The following is a 19,632-nucleotide window of genomic DNA, read 5'->3' as shown; positions in this document are numbered from 1 at the left end:
CGTCCGAGTCGTTTCGGGCGAGGTGCACGGTGGGCGGCTGACCGCCGACGAGTGGCTCCAAATGGGCGGAAATCCGCCAACTAGCTCCGGCGGCGTACGGCTCGGTTCTCGCAAATATCTGAAACCGCTGATTTAATTTCCCCCTCCAAGCGCGCAGGTCTGGCATGGCAATTGCGATCTAAAGAGATCGCAATTGCCGCGCTGACGGGTGTCTGGCTGCGGCGACGACTGGTCTGGAAGGTTGCTGTGCTGGGTTTGCAGGAAAAAACTGAAGGGACGGAAGTGGCGCTGGAGGCTGCGGCCAGGACAAAGCGCGGCTTCGTTCGCCCGACTGCCGTGCTGGTGCTGGTGGCGCTGGCGGTGTTCATCGTGGCGTGGATCGTCGGTGTCGGTCGGAACGGCCCGACCACTGCCACCGCGCTTCCGCAGCCAACGCGCGACACCGGCATTTTTCGCCCGAGCGAAACGCAATGGGCGACCCTGTCGATTGGCGAAGTCAAATCGGAAGTCTTCCGCGCCGAGCATGTGACGGAAGGGAAGATCGCGGTCGATGAGGACCGCGCGACGCCGGTCTTTTCGCCGTTCGCCGGACGGATCTCGAAGCTGCTCGTGGGACCGGGCGACAAGGTTGAAGTGGGACAGCCTCTCTTCATCGTCGAAGCCGCGGATTCCGTTCAAACTCAAAATGATTTCATCGCTGCGCTCGCAGCCTTCAACAAGGCGACGACGCAACTCAAGCTGGCGCAGTCCGTCGAGCGGCGGCTGCACGATCTGTTTGACGCCAAGGCCATCGCGCAAAAGGATTGGCAGCAGGCCCAGGCGGATGCGGCCGCTGCCGAGAACGATCTGCGGTCTGCGCGAACCGCTCTGGAGGCGGCCCGCAACAGGCTTCGTCTGATCGGAAAGTCGGAGGCCGAGATCGATAACTTCCGCGCCACCGGCATCGTTTCCTCCAGCGCGACCGTCTATGCGCCGATCGCTGGAACCGTGGTCCAGCGCAAGGCCGGGCCGGGGCAATACATCAATGCCGGTTCGACCGATCCCGTATTCATCGTCGGCGATGTCGGCCATGTGTGGCTCGTCGCCTATGTCAGGGAGGCGGACGCGCCGAAGATCGAGGTCGGGCAGACGATCAGGTTCAGCGTCCTGTCCGATGCTTCACGCGTGCGCGAAGCGAAGCTGTCTTACGTCGCGACCAATCTCGATCCGACCACGCGACGGTTGCTGGTGCGGGCCACCGTCGACAACACCGACGGCAAGCTGAAGCCCGAAATGTTCGCAAATGCGAGCATCCTGATCGGAGACGATGAGTCGTCGCCGGCGGTGCCGCGTAGCGCGATTATCTATGAGGGCGAGACCGCCAAGGTCTGGGCGGTCGGTGAAGGCCGTAGCCTGGTGCTCAAGACCGTGAAGACCGGGCTCGTGCAGGAGAAGCTCATCCAGGTGTTGAACGGCCTCAAGCCCGGAGACCAGGTGGTGACACGCGGCAGCTTGTTTATCGACAAGGCTGCGGGCGCGAGCTGATGCGCCACGACCAGAAGCCTCGCCATACATGAACTTGATCATCGCATTCGCGCTCAAACAACGCATCCTGATGATGATGTTGTTTCTGGCCACCATTGCCGGTGGCCTAGTTGCATTTCAGCAGCTGAACATCGAGGCCTATCCGGACCCGACGCCGCCGATGGTGGATATCGTCACGCAGGTTCCTGGACTCTCCGCTGAGGAAATCGAGCGCTACATCACGATCCCGATCGAGGCACAGACGGCGGGTCTGCGGAATTTGCGCTCGATCCGAACCATCTCGCTCTACGGTTTGTCCGACGTCAAACTGCAGTTTTCGTTCGAGTACACCTATGAGGAGGCAATGCAGCAGGTGCTGAACCGGCTCGGTCAGCTACCGCCATTGCCGAACGGTGCACAGCCGCAGATATCGCCCGTCAGCCCGATCGGCGAGGTGTTTCGTTACAAGCTTGCCGGTCCGCCGAACTACAGTGTCATGGATTTGAAGACGATCCAGGATTGGATGCTGCAACGTCGGTTCCGTGCCGTTCCCGGCGTAATCGATGTCATCGGTTGGGGCGGAAAGACCAAGCAGTACGATATCGAGGTCGATCTCAACAAACTTGGCGCATATGGCCTGACCTTGCCGCAGGTGTTGCAGACCATCGGCAACAGCAACCTGAACGTCGGCGGCAATATCGTCGATATCGGCGCGCAGGCGGCAGTGGTACGCGGCATCGGCCTCATCCGCAGTGTCGACGAACTCGCCAACACCATGTTGACCCAGAACGGCGGTGTGCCGGTTCTGGTGCGCGACATTGCCACCGTGACGATCGGGGCTCGGCCACGCCTTGGCATCGCCGGCAAGGACAACGACGACGATATCGTCGAGGGCATCGTGCTGATGCGGCGTGGCGAGAAGAGTGCGCCCACCATCGAGCGGGTGCACCGTGAGGTGGAGCGCATCAACAACTCCAACATCCTGCCGCCGGGCGTCCGGATCGAGCGCATCTATGACCGGAAAGATCTGATCGAGATCACCACGCATACAGTGCTGCACAACATGGCCGTCGGCATCGGCCTGATCTTCGTGTTGCAATGGCTGTTTCTCGGCAATCTGCGCAGCGCATTGATCGTCGGCGCGACGATTCCGTTTGCGCTCTTCTTTGCCGTCGGGTTGATGATCTTGCGTGGAGAATCCGCCAACCTGCTATCCGTCGGCGCGATCGACTTCGGTCTGATCGTCGATGGCACGGTCATCATGGTCGAGAGTATCTACCGGCGGCTCGCCGCGCATGATGAACATGCGTTCCGTTCGCGGCTGACCTATCAGGCGCCGGGGAGCGATCTGACCGGTAAGCTGCTGTCGATTTTCCACGGAGCGACAGAAGTCAGCCGCTCCATCCTGTTCGCTGCGACCATCATCATTGCCGGATTCCTGCCGCTCTTCACCCTGTCGGGCGTGGAAGGACATATCTTTGGCCCGATGGCTAAGACCTATGCCTATGCGCTGGCTGGCGGATTGCTCGCAACGTTCACGGTCGCGCCCGCCATGTCGGCGATCTTCCTGCCGGAGCAGGTCAGGGAGACCGAAACGCTGCTCATGCGTGTCCTGCACCGCATCTATACGCCGGTGCTGGCATGGGCGGTGAGCAACCGTGTGCTGGTGCTGATCTTCTCGGTGGCGCTGATTGGAGCGTCGTTTGCAGGTGTCCGCATGCTCGGACTCGAATTTCTGCCGAAGCTCGAGGAGGGCAATATCTGGGTTCGCGCAACCTTGCCATCGACGATCTCGCTGCCGGAGGGAAATCGCTATGTCAACGAGATGCGCAAGCTCATCGCCAGCTTCCCCGAAGTCGAAACGGTCGTCTCGCAGCACGGCCGGCCGGACGACGGCACCGACGCCACCGGCTTCTTCAATGCTGAGTTCTTTACGCCGCTCAAGCCGTTCGACAAGTGGCGCCCCGGACTGACCAAGGATGATCTGACGCGCGAGATGCTGGTCAAGCTGGAGGCGCAGTTTCCAGGTGTCGAGTTCAACTTCTCGCAGTACCTCCAAGACAACGTGTCGGAGGCTGTTTCCGGCGTGAAGGGCGAGAACTCCATCAAGCTCTACGGATCGGACCTGCAGGTCCTCACTGAGACGGCCAACCAGATTAAGTCCGTGCTGGCGACAGTGCCCGGCGTGACGGACCTTGCCGTGTTCACCTCGCTTGGACAGCCGACGATCCAGATCGACATCGATCGTGCGCGCGCTGCTCGCTATGGGTTGTCGCCCGGCGACATCAACGCGACGGTTCGCATTGCTGTCGGCGGCGATTCCGCCGGCGAGCTCTACGACCCCGGCAGCGATCGACATTTCCCGATCGTCGTGCGCCTGGCGCCGCAATTCCGTGCTGATCCGCGCGCGATCGAGAATATCAGGATCGGGCTTCAGGGCCCGTCGGGAACCACTCAGATCCCATTAAGCGAGATCGCAACCGTCCGCCTGCTGTCGGGCGCGGCCTATATTTATCGCGAAGGGCAGGAGCGCTACCTGCCGATCAAGTTCAGCGTTCGTGATCGCGACCTGGGCAGTGCGATCGACGAGGCGCAGCGCAAGGTGAACGAGCAGGTGAAGCTGCCTGTCGGTTCGCGCCTGGAGTGGGTCGGCGAGTTCGGCAATCTTCAGGATGCCATCGCACGGCTGCAGATCGTGGTGCCAATCAGCCTGGGCTTGATCGCGCTGCTCCTTTGGATCAACTTCGGATCGTTCGTGGATACGATGCTCGCCATGAGCGTGATCCCGATGGCGATCATCGGTGGCGTGGTCGGCCTCTTGATCACGGGTACGCCGTTCAGCGTATCGGCGGCGATCGGCTTCATCGCGCTGTTCGGGATTGCCGTCATGGACGGCATCATCATCATCTCGCAGTTCAACCTGCTGGTCACCAGCGGCGTCAATCGCGTCGAGGCTATTCTTCGCACGGGCCACTTGCAGATCAGGCCGGTGCTGATGACCTGCGTCATCGCCGGAGTCGGTCTGTTGCCCGCGGCGCTCTCGAACGGAATTGGCTCGCAGGTTCAAAAGCCGCTGGCGATCGTGGTGGTCATGGGCATGACGCTCGCTCCGGCGTTGATCCTGGTCATTCTGCCGGTCCTCGTCGTCAGCTTCTCGCGGCGGCGTCCGCACGCTGCCGAGCGCGTGGCCGCAGCACCGGTCCCTGCGGAATAGTGGCTGCGATCATCGAACGACAATCAACAGAACCTGGGTGGTTAGATAGCGTGAGCGAATTTGCAGAGTTGGGCATGTGGTACGGCCTGCGTGGTGCACGTGTCGGTCAATGCGTGACGACGCTGCCCAACCCAAAGTTCACGATGCACGACTCAGAGTATGTTTCCTTCAGCACGAACAACTATCTGGGCATTGCGTCGTGTCCGCGGATGAAGGCCGCGGCGATTGCCGGCGTTCAAGCCTATGGCGTCGGCAACTGTGAATCGCGGTTGCTCTCCGGAAACCTGCAGATCTACAACGATCTTGAGGAGAAGCTTGCCCGCTCGAAGGGGCAAACCCGCGCGCTGCTGTTCGCGACGGGATACCTCGCCAATCTTGGCACGCTGTCGACGCTTCCGCGTGCGGCCTCCTTTGCGCGACCGCTCGGATTTTCTCCGTCGCGAGATCATTCCTACGCCTATTTCAGCGACGAGTTCAATCACATCAGCATTCGCGAAGGCATCAAGGCCTCTGGCGCAGCGCGTGCAACGTATCGGCATCTTGATCTGTCGCATCTGAGCGATCTGCTGCAGCGCTCCAAGGCCACGACCAAGATCATCGTGACGGACGGGGTGTTCAGCCAGGACGGCGACATTGCGCCGATCCCAGAGCTGCTGCAGCTTGCGGAGCGGCATGACGCATTGCTCTACATCGATGATGCACACGGTACCGGCATCCTCGGTCCGCATGGCCATGGTGTGCTCGATCATTTCGGGGTTTCGAGCGACCGGATCATTTACATGGGTACGCTCAGCAAGGCCTACGGCGCGATCGGCGGATTCGTCGCGACCAATGCTGTGATCGTGGAGATCTTACGGCTGACCTGTTCGGCATATGGTTTCACCTCGACGCTGCCGCCGGATCAAGCGCTGGCGGTCAAGGCGGCCATCGATATCGTTGCCGACGAGCCGGAGCGGCGTGAGCGTCTCTGGACCAACCAGCGCCATTTCGTCAAACGTATGTCGCACCTCGATGACGTGCTCTTGGCGACGGAAACGCCGATCGTGCCGGTGCTTGTTCGCGACGCGGAGAAAGCCGACCAGATCACGGCTCTGCTGCACGAGGAGCGAATTCACGTCGACGCCATCAAGTTTCCGGCGGTCGCCGTCGACGGAGCGCGGATCCGCATCCAGATCAATGCGGACCATTCGATCGAAGACATTGACCGGCTGGTTGCGATCCTGAGCGACAACACCGACCTGCTGGCATCGGTGTCGCCGATGCGTTTGCGCCGCGCCTCGCGTCGCTGAGCTAGATCGCCTAAAGGCGCCAGTTAGGCATTCTCCGCCAAGCGAGCTTAGCGAGGTCAGGCGGGCCGCAGGCCGTCGCCAGCGTCCGGATCCCGCTGCAGACAGGCCGCCCGATTGGGATTCTACACGCCGAGCGTGGGATTTCACGTCAAGCCCTTTGACAAGTGCATGAGAAATCAGCAAAGGCGCCCCGCTTCGGGCGGTGCCGGGTGTGATTTATGTTGCGCGGGGCCTCCGAAAAGCGCTTTAAGCGCGCTCGGACCGACGGCCAGCTTCGCAGCCGAGACGGCTGAAAGGCAGGAGACCGGTCCGGGTACCCGTCCGTGCGGCCGCGCCGATTTGGCCGTGCTGCCGCGGACGTCAGGATAGCAAGGGTAGGTTCGTCTTATGCAAGTCACCATGATGAAGGGGAAGATCCATCGCGCGCGCGTGACCGAGGCGGATCTGCACTATGAAGGTTCGATCTCGATCGACCGGACGTTGATCGACGCGGCTGGCTTCCTCATCAACGAGCGGGTCGACATCTACAACATCGATACCGGCGCCCGCTTCTCGACATATGTGATCGAGGCTCCCGCGGGCTCCGGCATCATCGGTCTGAACGGCGCCGCGGCCAGATTGGCGATGACCGGCGACAAAGTCATCATCGTCGCCTATGCCTCATTCGATGAGGCAGAGGCCAAGCGTTTCGAGCCGCGGGTCGTGCTGGTTGACGAGCGGAACGCGCCGCTCGCCAAGAAATAGCCGTCGGCGCGCCGCAGCGTGCGGGCATCCGCACGCGCGTCAGACCGTACGGTTGCCGAGAAAGCCGTCGAGGAATGCATCCAGGTTGTCGGCAAGCTTCTCGACATTATAGCCGCCTTCCTGGATGAGCAGGACCGGCAGATTGACTGCGCCAACGAGCTGCCCCGTCTTGCGGAAGCCTTCGGTGGTGACCGCGAGCAGCTTCTGCGGGTCGTCAATGAAAGCGTCGAAGCCGAGTGAAATCAGCAGCACGGCGGGATCATAGGCCCTGATGGCGGCAAGGCCATCCTGGATGGCTTGCAGGAACACCTGATCGGGCGAGGCCAGCGGCAGCGGCAGGTTGAGGTTGTAGCCAAGGCCGAGGCCCTGGCCGCGCTGATGGCGATACCCGGCGTAGAACGGATAAGCGTCGTTCGGATCGACATGGATCGAGACGAAGAATACGTCGTTCCGTTCGTAGAAAATGCCTTGCGTGCCGTTGCCATGGTGAACGTCGAAATCGAGGATGGCTACGCGGCCGACTTTCTCGATCAGATGCTGTGCCGCAATCGCGGCATTGTTGAAGTAGCAAAAGCCGCCGGCGAGATCGGCATAGGCATGATGTCCGGGCGGACGGCACAAGCCGTAGGCCTGCCGTGAGCCGGCGATGATCGCTTCGGCCGCTTCGACGGCGACATGTGCCGATGTCACTGCGGCGTCGAATGTGTGCTCCTGGATCGGAACGCCGGAACCCGAGAGATAATATCCGAGCTGCCCCTGAAAGCTGGTCGGCCGCTCGTTCATCTGGCGTACGGCAAACCCGTGGGCGGCGACGTCACGCGACGCGTTGCCACCAGCTGCGACGATCTTGTGCCAGTTGGCATAGGCGTTCTGCAGGAAGGCGATGTAGTCGGGCGTATGAATCTTCGCGACCGGAGCGAGCCCGAAATGACGCGGCTCCCTCACGTCGTGGTTCCTGGCGCGAACGAGGCCAACCAGCGCGTCCGCGCGCTCGCTGATTTCCATGTAATTCGCGGGAACCCCGCGATAGACAGCGGTCCGAGGCGAATGCAGTTTGTGGCTGTCCGAGTAAACGACAAGCATGGGCGTGTTCCTGTTTGCGGTTCTTCAATGGGGGCGTGCCGGCTTGGAGGACGTGGCGGAGATCGAAGGCGCTTCATGCGTGGTGCGACCACGCTCCCAGGCCAGGCCGGGGATCGCCGCCAGCAGCGTACGCGCATAGTCGGACGTCGGTCGATCCAGAATCGCCGCCGCGGGTCCTTGCTCGACAATGCGCCCGTGCTGCATGACGGCAATCCGGTCTGCCACGGTCGCTGCGACCCGCAAGTCGTGGGTGATAAAAAGGATCGAGAGACCTAAAGTGCGTCGGATATCGGCAAGCAGCGCCAGGACCTGCTGTTGCACAGAGACGTCCAGCGCGGACACTGGCTCGTCCGCGACGAGAAGGTCGGGCTTCAAGATCAACGCACGGGCAAGGCCGATGCGTTGCCGCTGCCCGCCGGAAAAGGCGTGAGGATAGCGAGCCGCCGCCGATGCATCGAGGCCGACGAGCGAGAGAAGGCGTAGCATGTCCGCCTTGGCTTCCGCGGGTGTCGCGCCGTGCACGATCGGCGCTTCGGTGATGATCCGCTCGATCGTGTGGCGTGGGTTAAGGGAGGAAAACGGATCTTGGAACACCATCTGAATCTTGGGCGCCAGCCGGCGGCGTGCGCGCCGCGAGAGGGACGACAGGTCCTGGTCGTTCAGCCGGACGTGCCCGGCATCGGGATTGAGAAGGCCGGTGACGATTTGTGCCAGCGTGGACTTTCCGGAGCCGGATTCGCCGACGATGGCGACAACCTCTGAGCGGTGAACAGCAAGGCGGACATCATCCAGGGCGCGCACACTGTCCCGCCGGGTGCCGAGCCAGTTGGCGCGCCCCTTGTAAACCTTGGTCAGGCCATCGATTTGCAGGACCGTCGGGCCTTCCGGTCTGGAGGTGGTGACTGACGGCGACAGCTGCGGAACGGCAGTGATCAGTCGTTGCGTATATGCATCGCTCGGGCTGCGAAGGATCGTGTTCACCGGTCCCTGTTCGACGACTTGACCGCTCTTCATGACGACAACGCGGTCGGCGATCTCCGCCACGACGCCGAAATCGTGCGTGATGAACAGGACAGCGAGATCCAGTTCCCGGCGCAGCGTCGCAAGCAGCGCGAGAATTTCCTTCTGGGTCGTCACGTCGAGTGCGGTTGTCGGCTCGTCGGCGATCAAGAGCTTGGGATTGTTTGCCAGAGCCATCGCGATCATCACGCGTTGTCGCTGTCCCCCGGAAAGCTCGTGCACATAGCGTCGGCCGATCGTATCCGGCGACGGCAGCCTCATCATCTTCAGAAGGTCGAGGCCGCGCGCCTGCCGTTGCGCGGAGGAAAGCGTGCCGTGGGCGGCCAATGCGCCATCGATCTGCGCACCGATCGTTAGCACCGGATTGAGCGATGTCATCGGCTCCTGAAAGATCATGCCGATCTGGACGCCGCGAACATTGCGATACTCTCTCTCGGAGAGACCCGTCAGCTCCTTTCCGTCGAAGACGATGCGGCCTGTCGCTATGGGCAGGTTGTCTGGGAGTAACCCCATCGTGGCTTGGGCCAGCACCGATTTTCCGGAACCGGACTCGCCGACGACGCACACTGTCTCCCCGCGTGCCAGCGAGAGCGACACGTTCTCGATCGCGTAGGGCCGGTCCGATCCTGCCGGAAGCGCTACGCTCAACCGATCGATGGAGAGCAGGATATCCGTCATGCGCGGGCCGCTTGCGTTTTGCGCGGATCGAGCCAGGTGCTTAGGCCGTCGCCGACGAGGTTGAGCGACCACACCGTGAGAAAGATCGCGAACCCTGGAAATGCCGAGAGCCACCAGTTGACGCGGATAGCGGTCCGGCCGGTTCCGATCAGGTAGCCCCAGGAGACGGCGTTGCGGTCCCCCAGGCCGAGAAAGCTGATGCCGGACTCGATGAGAATCGAGGTCGCCATCACCACCGAGGCACTGACAAGCAGTGGCGACATGGTGTTCGGCAGAACATGGGTGAAGAGAATGCGCGTGTCGGACAGGCCGCCAACCTTGGCAGCACGCACGAAGTCGCGGGTGCGCAGGCTGAGGACCTCTGCGCGGACGAGGCGCGCGACCGAAGGCCAACTGACGATGGCGATGGCCACTATGACGGACAGGCGCGACGGCGATACGACGGCGACCAGGACAATGGCGAACAGAAAGCTCGGAATGGCCTGGAAAAACTCGGTCACGCGCATGCTCGCGTCGTCAACGAGGGCGCCGTAGTACCCGGATAGCGCGCCTATGACGGTGCCGATGGCGACGGCTAAAAGGGTTGCGAAACCGGCAATCGTCAGCGTCACGCGGGAGCCATGAACAACTGCTGCCGTCAGGTCGCGGCCGAGCATGTCGGTGCCCAGCAGATAGCCGGCTGACATCGGCGGCAGGTTTGGACGAGCGACCATCCGGAACGGATTGCCGGGATATAGAAGGTCAGCGGCCACTGCGATCGCTATGACGGCAAGAAAGACCGACAGGCCGAGCAGTGTCGAGGGCCGCGACGCGAAGCTTCGTAGCAGGCCGATCATGTCGTGGGGGCTCCGGCCTCAATGCGTGGATCGACCAGCACGTAGAGGATATCGGCAAGGAAGTTGAACGCCATCACGACAACCGACGAGACAAAGAACACCGAAAGCAACAGGTTATAGTCGCGCTGCAATAGCGCGTCGAAGGCGAGGCGGCCAATTCCGGGCCAAGCAAACACGGTTTCAATGACGATCGAGCCGCCGATCAGATGACCCGCCTGCAGCGAGGCAAAGGTAATGACCGGCAGCAACGCGTTCCGCAGAATGTGCTGGCGCCAGATCCGTCCGGCAGGAAGGCCGATGGCCCGTGCCGTCCGGACATAATCGCTGCCCATGACATCGATGACGGCGGCACGGGTGATGCGCAGATAGATCGAGATATAGAAGAGAGCGAGGGTGAGGGCCGGCAACGTCAGGTGCGCAATGATGTCCTTGAGCATTGCAAATCCGCTTAGCGGCGCGCCAACTGTAACCATCCCGTAGGAGGGGAGCCAGTTGAGCCAAACTGAAAACAGGATGATCGCCAGCAGGCCGGTCCAGAACAGCGGCATGGCGAAGAATGCCGTCGAGATGGTCGTCAGGACGACATCAAGCGTGCCGTGTGGCTTTCGTGCCGCCAAGGCGCCGAGCGGTATGCCGATCAGAAGCGACAGGATGAAGGCCGTGAGCGTCAGCAGTAGCGTCGCGGGCAGGCGTTCGCTGATGATATCCCAGATCGGTCGCCGCTCACGGAACGATAGTCCGAGATCGAGCGTCGCCAGCGAGCGAATGTAGACGCCGAGCTGTTCAGGGATCGATCGATCCAGACCGAAATCCTTGCGGATCTGATCGACGAAGGCTGCGTCGGCGGCCCCTTGTTCGCCGGCGAGAACCAGCGCCGGATCGCCCGGCGCCAGTCGCAAGATGCCGAAGTTCAGGACGATGACGGCAAGCAGGACCGCTAGGCTTTTCACCAGCCGCCAGAACAGAAACTGGATACGTTCGAGATTCACAGGTCAGCGAATTCGTTAGCGATCCACCCAGACATCGGCGAAATTCTCATTCGTTCCGAGCCCCGTGCTGGTGAGGTTGTGAACTTTCTTACGGTAGATGGTCGGAAACACCATCTCATGGGTCCAGACCATTGGCACCTCCTTGGTGACGATGGCCTGAAAGCGCGAATAGAGTTTTGCACGCGCTGCAGGGTCGTTCTCGTGGGCTGCCTTGACCAGGATATCGTCCACCTCGGCATTGGAGTAGCCTTGTACGTTGCCGCCGGTGGTCCCGGTGTTGTCGCCGTTGACGGTCAAATATGTCTGATTGATTCCGATCGACGCGTCGCCGAACGTGTAGACGAAATTATGTCCCACATCGTAGTTGAACGTGGTCATCCGCTGAAACCATCCAGCGACGTCCACTGAAGCGATATTCGCCTTGATACCGACGGCGCCCAACGCCTCCCGCGTATATTCGGCTAGCCGCTGCCACATCTCGCCATAAGGCAGCGGGATGAGATCGACTTCTGCACGCACGCCGCCTGGACCAGGCTTGAGGCCAGCTTCGTCGAGCAGCTTCTTCGCCTTCTCCGGATCGTAATCGTATTTGGTCTCGACGGACGTATCGCGATAGGGCTTGGCGCTGTAGAACGGGCCGTTGATCTCGCGTCCGAAGCCGGCATAGATCGTTTCAATAATGAACTTGCGATCGATGGCATGGGCGACGGCTTGCCGGACGCGAACGTCGTTGAACGGCTTGCGGCGGTTGTTCAGGTGCAAATAACCGATCGGCTGCAGGAACTCCCACCCGGCGTCGGTCAGCTCGACATTGGGCTCGCTGGCGAGGCGTTTGATGTCGAAATTCTCGACATCGCCGGCGCGCAGGACATCCACCTTGCCGGTTTCAAAGGCAATCGAGCGGCTGTTGGCGTCGGGAATGACGTGGAAGTAGATATCGTCGAGATACGGCTTACCCTTGTCCCAGTAGTTCTCATTCTTGACCAGGCGGATGAAGCTGCCGCGACGCCACTCACCGACCTTGAACGGGCCGGTGCCAATGAATTGCTGATTGGAGGCGGCGTTGCGATAGTCGGTTACGCCCTCATAGAGGTGGGCTGGCATGATGGTGCCGCCGGTCGCCTCGAAAATCTGGATGAACCCGGGAAAGGGCGCCTTCAGCTTAAAGACGATGGTGTAATCATCGGGTGCCGTGATGCTCTCGGCTTCCGAGAGCACCAGCTTGGAGCGGAAGAACACCGCCGGGAGAAATTTCTGGAAGCTGAACAGGGCATCGGCGGATGTAAACGGTTTTCCGTCGTGCCAGGTGACGCCTTTGCGCAGATTGAATGTGTAGGTGAGGCCATCCGGCGAGATCGTCCACGATTCGGCGAGAACGGGCTTGGGCTCGAGCTTGGGCGAGAAGGTGATCAATCCCTCATAGATCTTGCTGCCAACGAACGACGTGGGGCCGAGCCGATTAATGCCAAGATTAATGGTCGGTGGTTCCGGTTGCACGATCAGGTTGAGAGTGCCGCCGCTTTTCTGCGCATGCGCAGTGCAGACGGTCATGGCAAGACCGAGGGCAAGACCGATGGCTGCAGTGAGGGGCGTCCAGTTACGTCGCATTGCCATTGTATGGTTCCTTAGAGCCAGCCTTGCTTGCGCGCGTGCGTCAGTCCATCGTCCAGAGCCCGGCGCAGTCCGTCAAGCAGTTCTTCGATTTCGGCGTCGTTGATGATCAGCGGAGGGCAGACGACGACCGCGTCGCGGATCGCGCGCACCACGACGCCGTGTTCGAGCGCGCGGTTCTGGACATATGCACCGAAGCCGAGTTTCGGATCGAAGCCGCGTCGCGCCGCTTTGGACGTGGTCAGTTCGACGGCGCCAAGCAAGCCGACGCCACGCACTTCGCCGACCAGCGGATGGTTCTGCAGCGCCTGCAATCCCGACTGCAGCCGTGGCGACACCTGCTTGACGTGGCCGACGATGTTGCGCTCTTCGTAGATGGCCAGTGTTTCAAGGGCGACAGCGGCGCAAACCGGATGGGCCGCATAAGTCACGCCGTGTGAGAACGCACCATTCTTTGCACTTCCGTCGGCGACCGCATTATAGATGTCGTCGGTCATCAAAAGTGCCGAGATCGGCAGATAGGAAGATGATAGGGCTTTGGCAACGCTCATCATGTCCGGCTTCAACCCATAGGTGAACGAGCCGAACATTTCGCCGGTTCGGCCAAAGCCGGTGATGACTTCATCTGCGACAAACAGAATGTCATACTTCTTCAGGATTGCCTGCACGCGTTCGAAATAGCCGGGTGGCGGAACGATGACGCCGCCCGAGCCCATTACAGGCTCAGCAAAAAACGCGCCAATCGTATCTGGGCCTTCCTTCTGGATCAGGTCTTCCAGATTGGCTGCGATGCGTTCGACGAACTGCTCTACGGTCTCGTTGTCGCGTGCGTAGTGATAATAGCTCGGAGAATCGGTGTGGCGGAGCTGCGCGATCGGCAGATCGAAGTCGGCATGCACATGCGGTAGGCCGGTGAGGCTTCCGGCGGCAACTGTCACCCCGTGATAGCCCTGATAGCGGGCGATGAGCTTCTTGCGCGCAGGCCGGCCACGCTGATTGTTGTAGTACCAGACGATCTTGACAGCAGCGTCGTTTGCCTCCGAGCCAGAATTGGCGAACAAGGCGTGGTTGAGGCCCTGAGGGGCGATGCTGGTGAGCTTCTCCGCGAGCAGAATTCCCGGCTCGTGCGAGCGGCCGCCGAAGATCTGCGAATAGGGCAGCTTCGCAAACTGGCGTGCTGCGGCCTCCGCAAGTCTCGGTTCCGAAAAGCCGAGCGATGTCGACCAGAGGCCGGCCATTCCTTCCAGGTAACGGCGCCCTTGGTCGTCGTAAATGTAGACGCCTTCGCCCCGCTCGATGACGAGCGGCCCGTTCGCCGCGAGTGTCTTGAAGTTAGTGTAGGGATGGACGACGTGATCGATATCGCGTTGGCGCAAGGCTTTGCTGGTGGTCATTTTGGCTGCCATTGATGCTGATCAAGTTCCTCAGCTTGAGGTGACGTTTCGAGACCGTCAATGGCAGATTACGACCGACAGGATTGCAGAGGAAAAGATCAAAATGTTCGCGCGTTTTCGGATGCACCGAGCGCCAAAAACGTGTGAATGCGTGTGTGCGGAGAACGAAACCGCTTCACGGCAAGCGATGCGAGATTAGGCAGTTTCAGTTTATGCTGAACAAAGAAAGTTCATTTCATTGACGTGCGTTTCGATATTGCGCATTCGTCCTGCGAAACTGCGGTTCGTGTATCTGCGCCGAAAGTTTCCGGTGGACGCGGCAGCTATCGGTGCTGCGCACGCCGCCCTTTGATCGCGGAGATTGAAGCGATAGCGGCGGCGGTTGCCGCACTCAAACCGCTCGTTTCAACGCATTGCCAAGCGTGGTGACGATCTGATCGATCTGTCCGACATCCACGATCAGTGGCGGCGACAAGGCGATGATGTCACCCGTCACGCGGATCAGGAGACCGTTGGCGAGGCAATCGAGAAACACATCGTAGGCGCGCGCGCCGGGTGCATCGGGACGCGGTGCCAGTTCGATGCCCGCGAGGAGACCTAGCGCGCGAATGTCGATGACGTGCGGCAGGCCGTTCAAGCCGTGCATCGCGCTCTGCCACGCCTCGGTGATGGCCGATCCTCGGGTTAGCAGGCCTTCGGTCTCATAGATGTCGAGCGTTGCAAGGCCCGCAGCGCAAGCGGCCGGGTGACCGGAGTAAGTGTAGCCGTGGAACAACTCGATCTGATGGCCCGGGCCATGCATCAGCGCGTCGTAGATGTCACGTTTGGCGAACACCGCGCCCATCGGAATTGCACCATTGGTCAGGCCCTTCGCTGTCGTGACGAGATCCGGCGTGACTCCGAAATAGTCGGTCGCAAACGCTGTTCCCAGGCGGCCGAATCCTGTGATCACCTCGTCGAAGATCAGGAGAATGCCGTGACGGCTGCAGATGCTGCGCAAGCGTTTGAGATAGCCTTTCGGCGGCAGCAGCACTCCAGCAGAGCCGGCAACTGGCTCGACGATCACGGCCGCGATCGTTTCAGCGCCGTGCAGGGCAATCTTACGCTCGAGATCGTCTGCGAGTTCGGCGCCGTGCTCCGGCAGACCTTTTGCAAAGGCGTTGCGGATCGGATCATGCGTGTGGGGCAGGTGATCGCTTCCCGGCAGCAGCGGAAAAACGCGCCTGTTGTTCACAAGACCGCCGACCGAGATGCCGCCGAAGCCTACGCCGTGGTAACCGCGCTCGCGCCCGATCAGGCGGGATCGTGTGCCTTGGCCGATTGCACGCTGATAGGCGAGAGCGATTTTCAAAGCGGTATCGACCGATTCCGAGCCGGAATTCGTAAAGAACACGCGATCGAGTTGAGCGGCGCTACCACCTGGCGCTATTCCGGCCAGTCGCTGGGCGAAATCGAAGGCGATCGGATGGCCCATCTGGAATGATGGCGCGTAATCAAGGGTTCGCAGTTGCCGATCGACAGCATCGGCAATGCTCTTGCGTCCATGACCGGCATTGACGCACCACAACCCTGCCGTCCCATCCAGCACATGCCGGCCATCGATTGTCGTGTAGTGCATGCCTTCCGCCGAACTCAGCAGGCGCGGCGCGGCCTTGAACTGCCGGTTGGCGGTGAACGGCATCCAATAGTGGTCGAGTGTTGGATAGTTCTGAGGCATGTGCTGGTTCATGGCGGAAGCTCCTGGCAGGCGGCGAGCAGGGCCATGATTTGGATCATGCAACAAGCCGTTTTCTTTCTCGTATTATCCTATTGAAATTGTGCCACTTCAGGAGAAATGTTCTGGTTTATTAAACATCCGAAACAGGCGGTGGAGCATGACGACAATCGATATCGGCGGCCGGTTGCGCTTCATTCGGATGCGGCACGCGCTGTCTCAGCGTGAACTGGCGAAGCGCGTAGGCGTCACCAACTCGACGATTTCACTGATTGAATCCAACCAGACCAATCCATCGGTCGGCGCGCTCAAGCGCATTCTCGATGGCATTCCCATCGGGCTGGCGGAGTTCTTCGCAATGGAGCCGGACAAGGCGCAGAAGGTTTTTTATCAATCCGACGAATTGGTCGAGATCGGCAAAGGTAAGATTTCATACCGCCAGGTCGGCGATCATCTGTTTGGGCGCGCGTTGCAGATCCTGAAGGAACGATACGAGCCGGGTTCGGACACTGGCAAAGTCCCGCTGGTGCACGATGGAGAGGAGGGGGGTATCGTCCTGAGCGGCCGGCTGGAAGTCACCGTCGAGGATCAGCGCAAGATTCTTGGTCCCGGCGATGCCTATTATTTCGAAAGCCGCCGTCCGCATCGCTTTCGCTGCGTTGGACCGGTCGCCTGCGAGGTGGTCAGCGCATGTACGCCTCCGACTTTTTGAAGAGGTGCAAACCGGAGTGTTGAGGTTGTTTCAGATGTGCGCCATCGCTGAAGCAGCGTCCTGGTGTCCATCGATGGTTCACCCGACAAAACGCTTGTCGTCGATTGAGGATTATGCGGTCTATCATCGGCGTCGTGGATGCCGCATCATAGAGCGCGAGAGTTCCGGTGACTGAGGCAAAGGTTGGAGGCCGCTGTGCGCGTGATCGTTCTTGGGGGCGGCGTCATCGGTGTGACGACGGCCTATTACGCGGCGAAGGAGGGGTACGAGGTCACGGTGATCGACCGCCAGCCGGGCCCGGCGCTGGAAACAAGTTATGCCAATGCTGGTGAAGTGTCGCCCGGCTATGCTTCTCCGTGGGCAGCGCCCGGTGTCCCGTTCAAGGCGGTGAAATGGCTGTTGATGAAACACGGGCCACTGGTAATCCGGCCGCGTCTCGATCCGTCGATGTGGCTCTGGGTGGCGCGTATGCTGCGCAACTGCACGCACCATCGTTATGCGCTGAACAAAGGACGTATGGTGCGGCTGGCTGAATACAGCTGCGATGTATTGAGAGATCTACGAAACGAAATCGGAATCGCCTACGACGAGCGTGCGCGTGGTACCTTGCAGTTGTTTCGGACGCAGCTGCAGCTCGACGGCGTCGGTGCCGACATCGATGTGCTCAAGAGCTATGGCGTCGCCTACGAAGTGCTCGATCCCGAAGGATGTATTCGTGCCGAGCCGGCGCTGGCGGCGGTGCGCGACAAATTCGTCGGCGGCTTGCGTCTGCCGGGCGACGAGACCGGCGATTGCAGAATGTTCACCGAGCGGCTCGCCGCGCAAGCGGAAGACTTGGGCGTTGTGTTTCGTTACAACACGGAGGTCACGGCCATCGCTGCAAATGCCGGAGAGATATCTTCGATACGGACGTCGGCAGGTGATCTCGCGGCGGATGCTTATGTGGTGGCGCTCGGCAGCTATTCGCCTCTACTGCTGCGGCAGATTGGACTTCGTATCCCTGTTTATCCCATCAAGGGTTATTCCATCACAATTCCCATCGTCGATCCTGCGGGTGCGCCGGAATCGACCGTCATGGACGAAACCTACAAGGTGGCGATTACGCGGCTTGGTGATCGCATTCGCGTCGGCGGAACGGCTGAGGTTGCGGGCTACAACAAGACGCTCTATCCGTCCCGCCGCGCGACGCTGGAGCATTCAGTCGGTGATCTGTTCGGGCGTGGCGGCGATCTGTCACAGGCGACGTTCTGGACCGGACTTCGGCCCATGACTCCGGATGGACCGCCGGTGATTGGCGCGACCAGATATCGGAATCTTTACCTCAACACGGGTCACGGAACGCTCGGCTGGACAATGGCTTGCGGATCGGCGCGCGTGCTTGTCGATCAGCTCTCTGGCCGCTCGCCGGAGATCGATGTCTCTGGCCTTGCGATGACGCGATATGCTTGAACCTCGCCGGCGCTCGTTCCAGACTGTTAACTGCGTTTGCACCTGATTGGCCAAGGGCCATCGCCCGGCACGCCCTGTTGACGATATTTCTTCATCCTAAGTTTGGGCTGGCCGGTGCTGCGGATTGCAAGTCCGCGAGCCGCCACGCAAGATGGATATAGGATCGCTCGGACTGTTTTGTCCGGCAGATCAAGCGAATGATTGATGAGTTGTCATGGCGAACAAACGGATTTTGGTGACCGGCGGCGCCGGCTATATCGGAAGCCATATGGTCCTGAGCTTGCTTGACGCGGGAGAAGCTCCGGTCGTTCTTGACAACCTATCGACCGGCGCACGATTTGCCGTGCCCCAGAACGTTCCTTTCTACAAGGGCAATTGCGGCGATGCCGATCTGGTCGGTGCGATCATCAAAGAGCAAGGCATCGATACCATCGTTCATTTCGCCGCCAGCATTATCGTCTCCGAGTCGATGGCCGATCCGTTACGCTACTACGCCAACAACACTGTCAACTCGCGCGCGTTGATCGAGACAGCCGTGCAACATGGCGTCACCAATTTCATCTTCTCATCGACCGCCGCCGTGTACGGTGAGCCTGAGGTGGTGCCGATCCGCGAGGACAGCCCGACCTTGCCGATCAATCCCTATGGCCGTTCGAAGCTCGCGATCGAGTGGATGCTTGCCGACACGGCGAAAGTCTCGCCGCTCAAATATTGTGCTTTGAGATACTTCAACGTTGCGGGGGCGGACCCTGCGGGCCGGGCAGGACAAAATTCGCCGCAGGCGACGCATCTGATCAAGATCGCGGTGCAGGCCGCTGTTGGCTCGCGTTCGGGAATGGACGTCTATGGCACGGATTACCCGACAGCGGACGGCTCGTGCATTCGTGATTACGCTCACGTCAGCGATCTCGCTCAGGCCCACCTGGATTCGCTCCGCTACCTGCGCAATGGCGGCGACAACCTCGCCTGCAACATTGGATACGGAAGCGGCTATTCCGTCCGCGAAGTTGTTGACGTGGTGAAGCAGGTGTCCGGCGTCGATTTCGAGGTGCGGTTGAAGGGGCGGCGCGCAGGTGATCCTGCGATCCTTGTGGCAGCCAATGATCGGGCGAAGAATGTGCTTGGCTGGAAGCCTCGTCATGACGATCTCGCCGAGATCGTTCGGCACGCGCTCGATTGGGAAAAGCGGCTGATCGCGAGCGATCGCAGGCGTGCAAAATAACTGGGGCTTGCAGTCAATCGGACGGTGTTCCATCCCGGCGCAGGTATGATCCATTTTGGGGCGAGCAGGCGCGCGGATTTCCGGTTTTGGAACAGGGAAAGAGAAGTAAATTCAGATATTTACCTTACTTAACGCCGTGTTCCGAATATCATTGATTTAAGTCTGAAGCTTCTC

Annotated in this window: 14 protein-coding genes; 7 read left to right on the top strand and 7 right to left on the bottom strand. The window is 60.6% G+C overall.

All coding sequences use genetic code 11. The features are described 5' to 3' along the window. Positions 1 to 288: 288 nt before the first annotated feature. The 4 genes from X566_RS16340 to panD all read left to right on the top strand — a co-directional run bounded on the left by X566_RS16340 (position 289) and on the right by panD (position 6,750). The gene (locus tag X566_RS16340) at positions 289 to 1,524 is read left to right on the top strand and encodes an efflux RND transporter periplasmic adaptor subunit (RefSeq protein WP_409337836.1); all 1,236 of its coding nucleotides are present in this window, start codon (positions 289 to 291) and stop codon (positions 1,522 to 1,524) included. Positions 1,525 to 1,552: 28 nt separating this feature from the next. After that, the gene (locus X566_RS16335; RefSeq protein ID WP_051444265.1) at positions 1,553 to 4,717 is read left to right on the top strand and encodes an efflux RND transporter permease subunit; all 3,165 of its coding nucleotides are present in this window, start codon (positions 1,553 to 1,555) and stop codon (positions 4,715 to 4,717) included. Positions 4,718 to 4,767: 50 nt separating this feature from the next. Beyond that, positions 4,768 to 6,006, top strand: a complete 1,239-nt coding sequence (locus tag X566_RS16330; protein WP_206538710.1) for an aminotransferase class I/II-fold pyridoxal phosphate-dependent enzyme — start codon at positions 4,768 to 4,770, stop codon at positions 6,004 to 6,006. A gap of 387 nt (positions 6,007 to 6,393) precedes the next feature. Continuing rightward, positions 6,394 to 6,750 carry an aspartate 1-decarboxylase gene (gene panD / locus X566_RS16325; RefSeq protein ID WP_034469392.1) on the top strand — a complete coding sequence of 119 codons (357 nt, stop codon included), beginning with the start codon at positions 6,394 to 6,396 and terminating at the stop codon, positions 6,748 to 6,750. A gap of 39 nt (positions 6,751 to 6,789) precedes the next feature. On the opposite strand, the gene X566_RS16320 is transcribed toward panD, so the two are convergent. The 7 genes from X566_RS16320 to X566_RS16290 all read right to left on the bottom strand — a co-directional run bounded on the left by X566_RS16320 (position 6,790) and on the right by X566_RS16290 (position 16,090). Further along, complete coding sequence (locus tag X566_RS16320) at positions 6,790 to 7,833, bottom strand: histone deacetylase family protein (protein WP_034469390.1); 1,044 nt, start codon at positions 7,831 to 7,833, stop codon at positions 6,790 to 6,792. A 24-nt stretch (positions 7,834 to 7,857) separates the two neighbouring features. Further along, positions 7,858 to 9,531: an ABC transporter ATP-binding protein gene (locus X566_RS16315; protein ID WP_051444263.1), complete on the bottom strand. Its 1,674-nt coding sequence runs from the start codon at positions 9,529 to 9,531 to the stop codon at positions 7,858 to 7,860. After that, positions 9,528 to 10,367 carry an ABC transporter permease gene (locus X566_RS16310; protein WP_034469388.1) on the bottom strand — a complete coding sequence of 280 codons (840 nt, stop codon included), beginning with the start codon at positions 10,365 to 10,367 and terminating at the stop codon, positions 9,528 to 9,530. The genes X566_RS16315 and X566_RS16310 overlap by 4 nt, the downstream gene beginning before the upstream one ends. Continuing rightward, on the bottom strand, positions 10,364 to 11,356 hold the full coding sequence (locus tag X566_RS16305; protein WP_152539937.1) for an ABC transporter permease: 993 nt from the start codon (positions 11,354 to 11,356) through the stop codon (positions 10,364 to 10,366). Before X566_RS16305 ends, X566_RS16310 begins: the two co-directional genes overlap by 4 nt. Positions 11,357 to 11,371: 15 nt before the next feature. Beyond that, entirely contained in the window at positions 11,372 to 12,970 is a 1,599-nt protein-coding gene (locus X566_RS16300; protein ID WP_034469385.1) for an ABC transporter substrate-binding protein, read from the bottom strand. A gap of 11 nt (positions 12,971 to 12,981) precedes the next feature. Beyond that, positions 12,982 to 14,361 (bottom strand): aminotransferase, encoded by a 1,380-nt coding sequence (locus X566_RS16295; RefSeq protein WP_034469807.1) that lies wholly within the window; start codon positions 14,359 to 14,361, stop codon positions 12,982 to 12,984. Positions 14,362 to 14,752: 391 nt separating this feature from the next. Further along, positions 14,753 to 16,090, bottom strand: a complete 1,338-nt coding sequence (locus X566_RS16290) for an aspartate aminotransferase family protein (protein WP_034469383.1) — start codon at positions 16,088 to 16,090, stop codon at positions 14,753 to 14,755. Positions 16,091 to 16,235: 145 nt separating this feature from the next. Between X566_RS16290 and X566_RS16285 the strand changes: the two genes are divergently transcribed. The 3 genes from X566_RS16285 (at position 16,236) to galE (ending at position 19,458) form a co-directional block, all read left to right on the top strand. Further along, positions 16,236 to 16,787 (top strand): cupin domain-containing protein, encoded by a 552-nt coding sequence (locus X566_RS16285; protein WP_034469380.1) that lies wholly within the window; start codon positions 16,236 to 16,238, stop codon positions 16,785 to 16,787. A 195-nt stretch (positions 16,788 to 16,982) separates the two neighbouring features. Then, entirely contained in the window at positions 16,983 to 18,236 is a 1,254-nt protein-coding gene (locus X566_RS16280; protein ID WP_034469805.1) for a D-amino acid dehydrogenase, read from the top strand. Between the two features lie 214 nt (positions 18,237 to 18,450). Continuing rightward, positions 18,451 to 19,458 (top strand): UDP-glucose 4-epimerase GalE, encoded by a 1,008-nt coding sequence (galE, locus tag X566_RS16275; RefSeq protein ID WP_034469378.1) that lies wholly within the window; start codon positions 18,451 to 18,453, stop codon positions 19,456 to 19,458. Positions 19,459 to 19,632 lie beyond the last annotated feature (174 nt).

The sequence above is a fragment of the Afipia sp. P52-10 genome, from assembly GCF_000516555.1.
GTDB lineage: Bacteria > Pseudomonadota > Alphaproteobacteria > Rhizobiales > Xanthobacteraceae > P52-10.
Note: the sequence above shows the minus strand (reverse complement) of the source record. Positions and strands in the feature narration are given on the sequence as shown.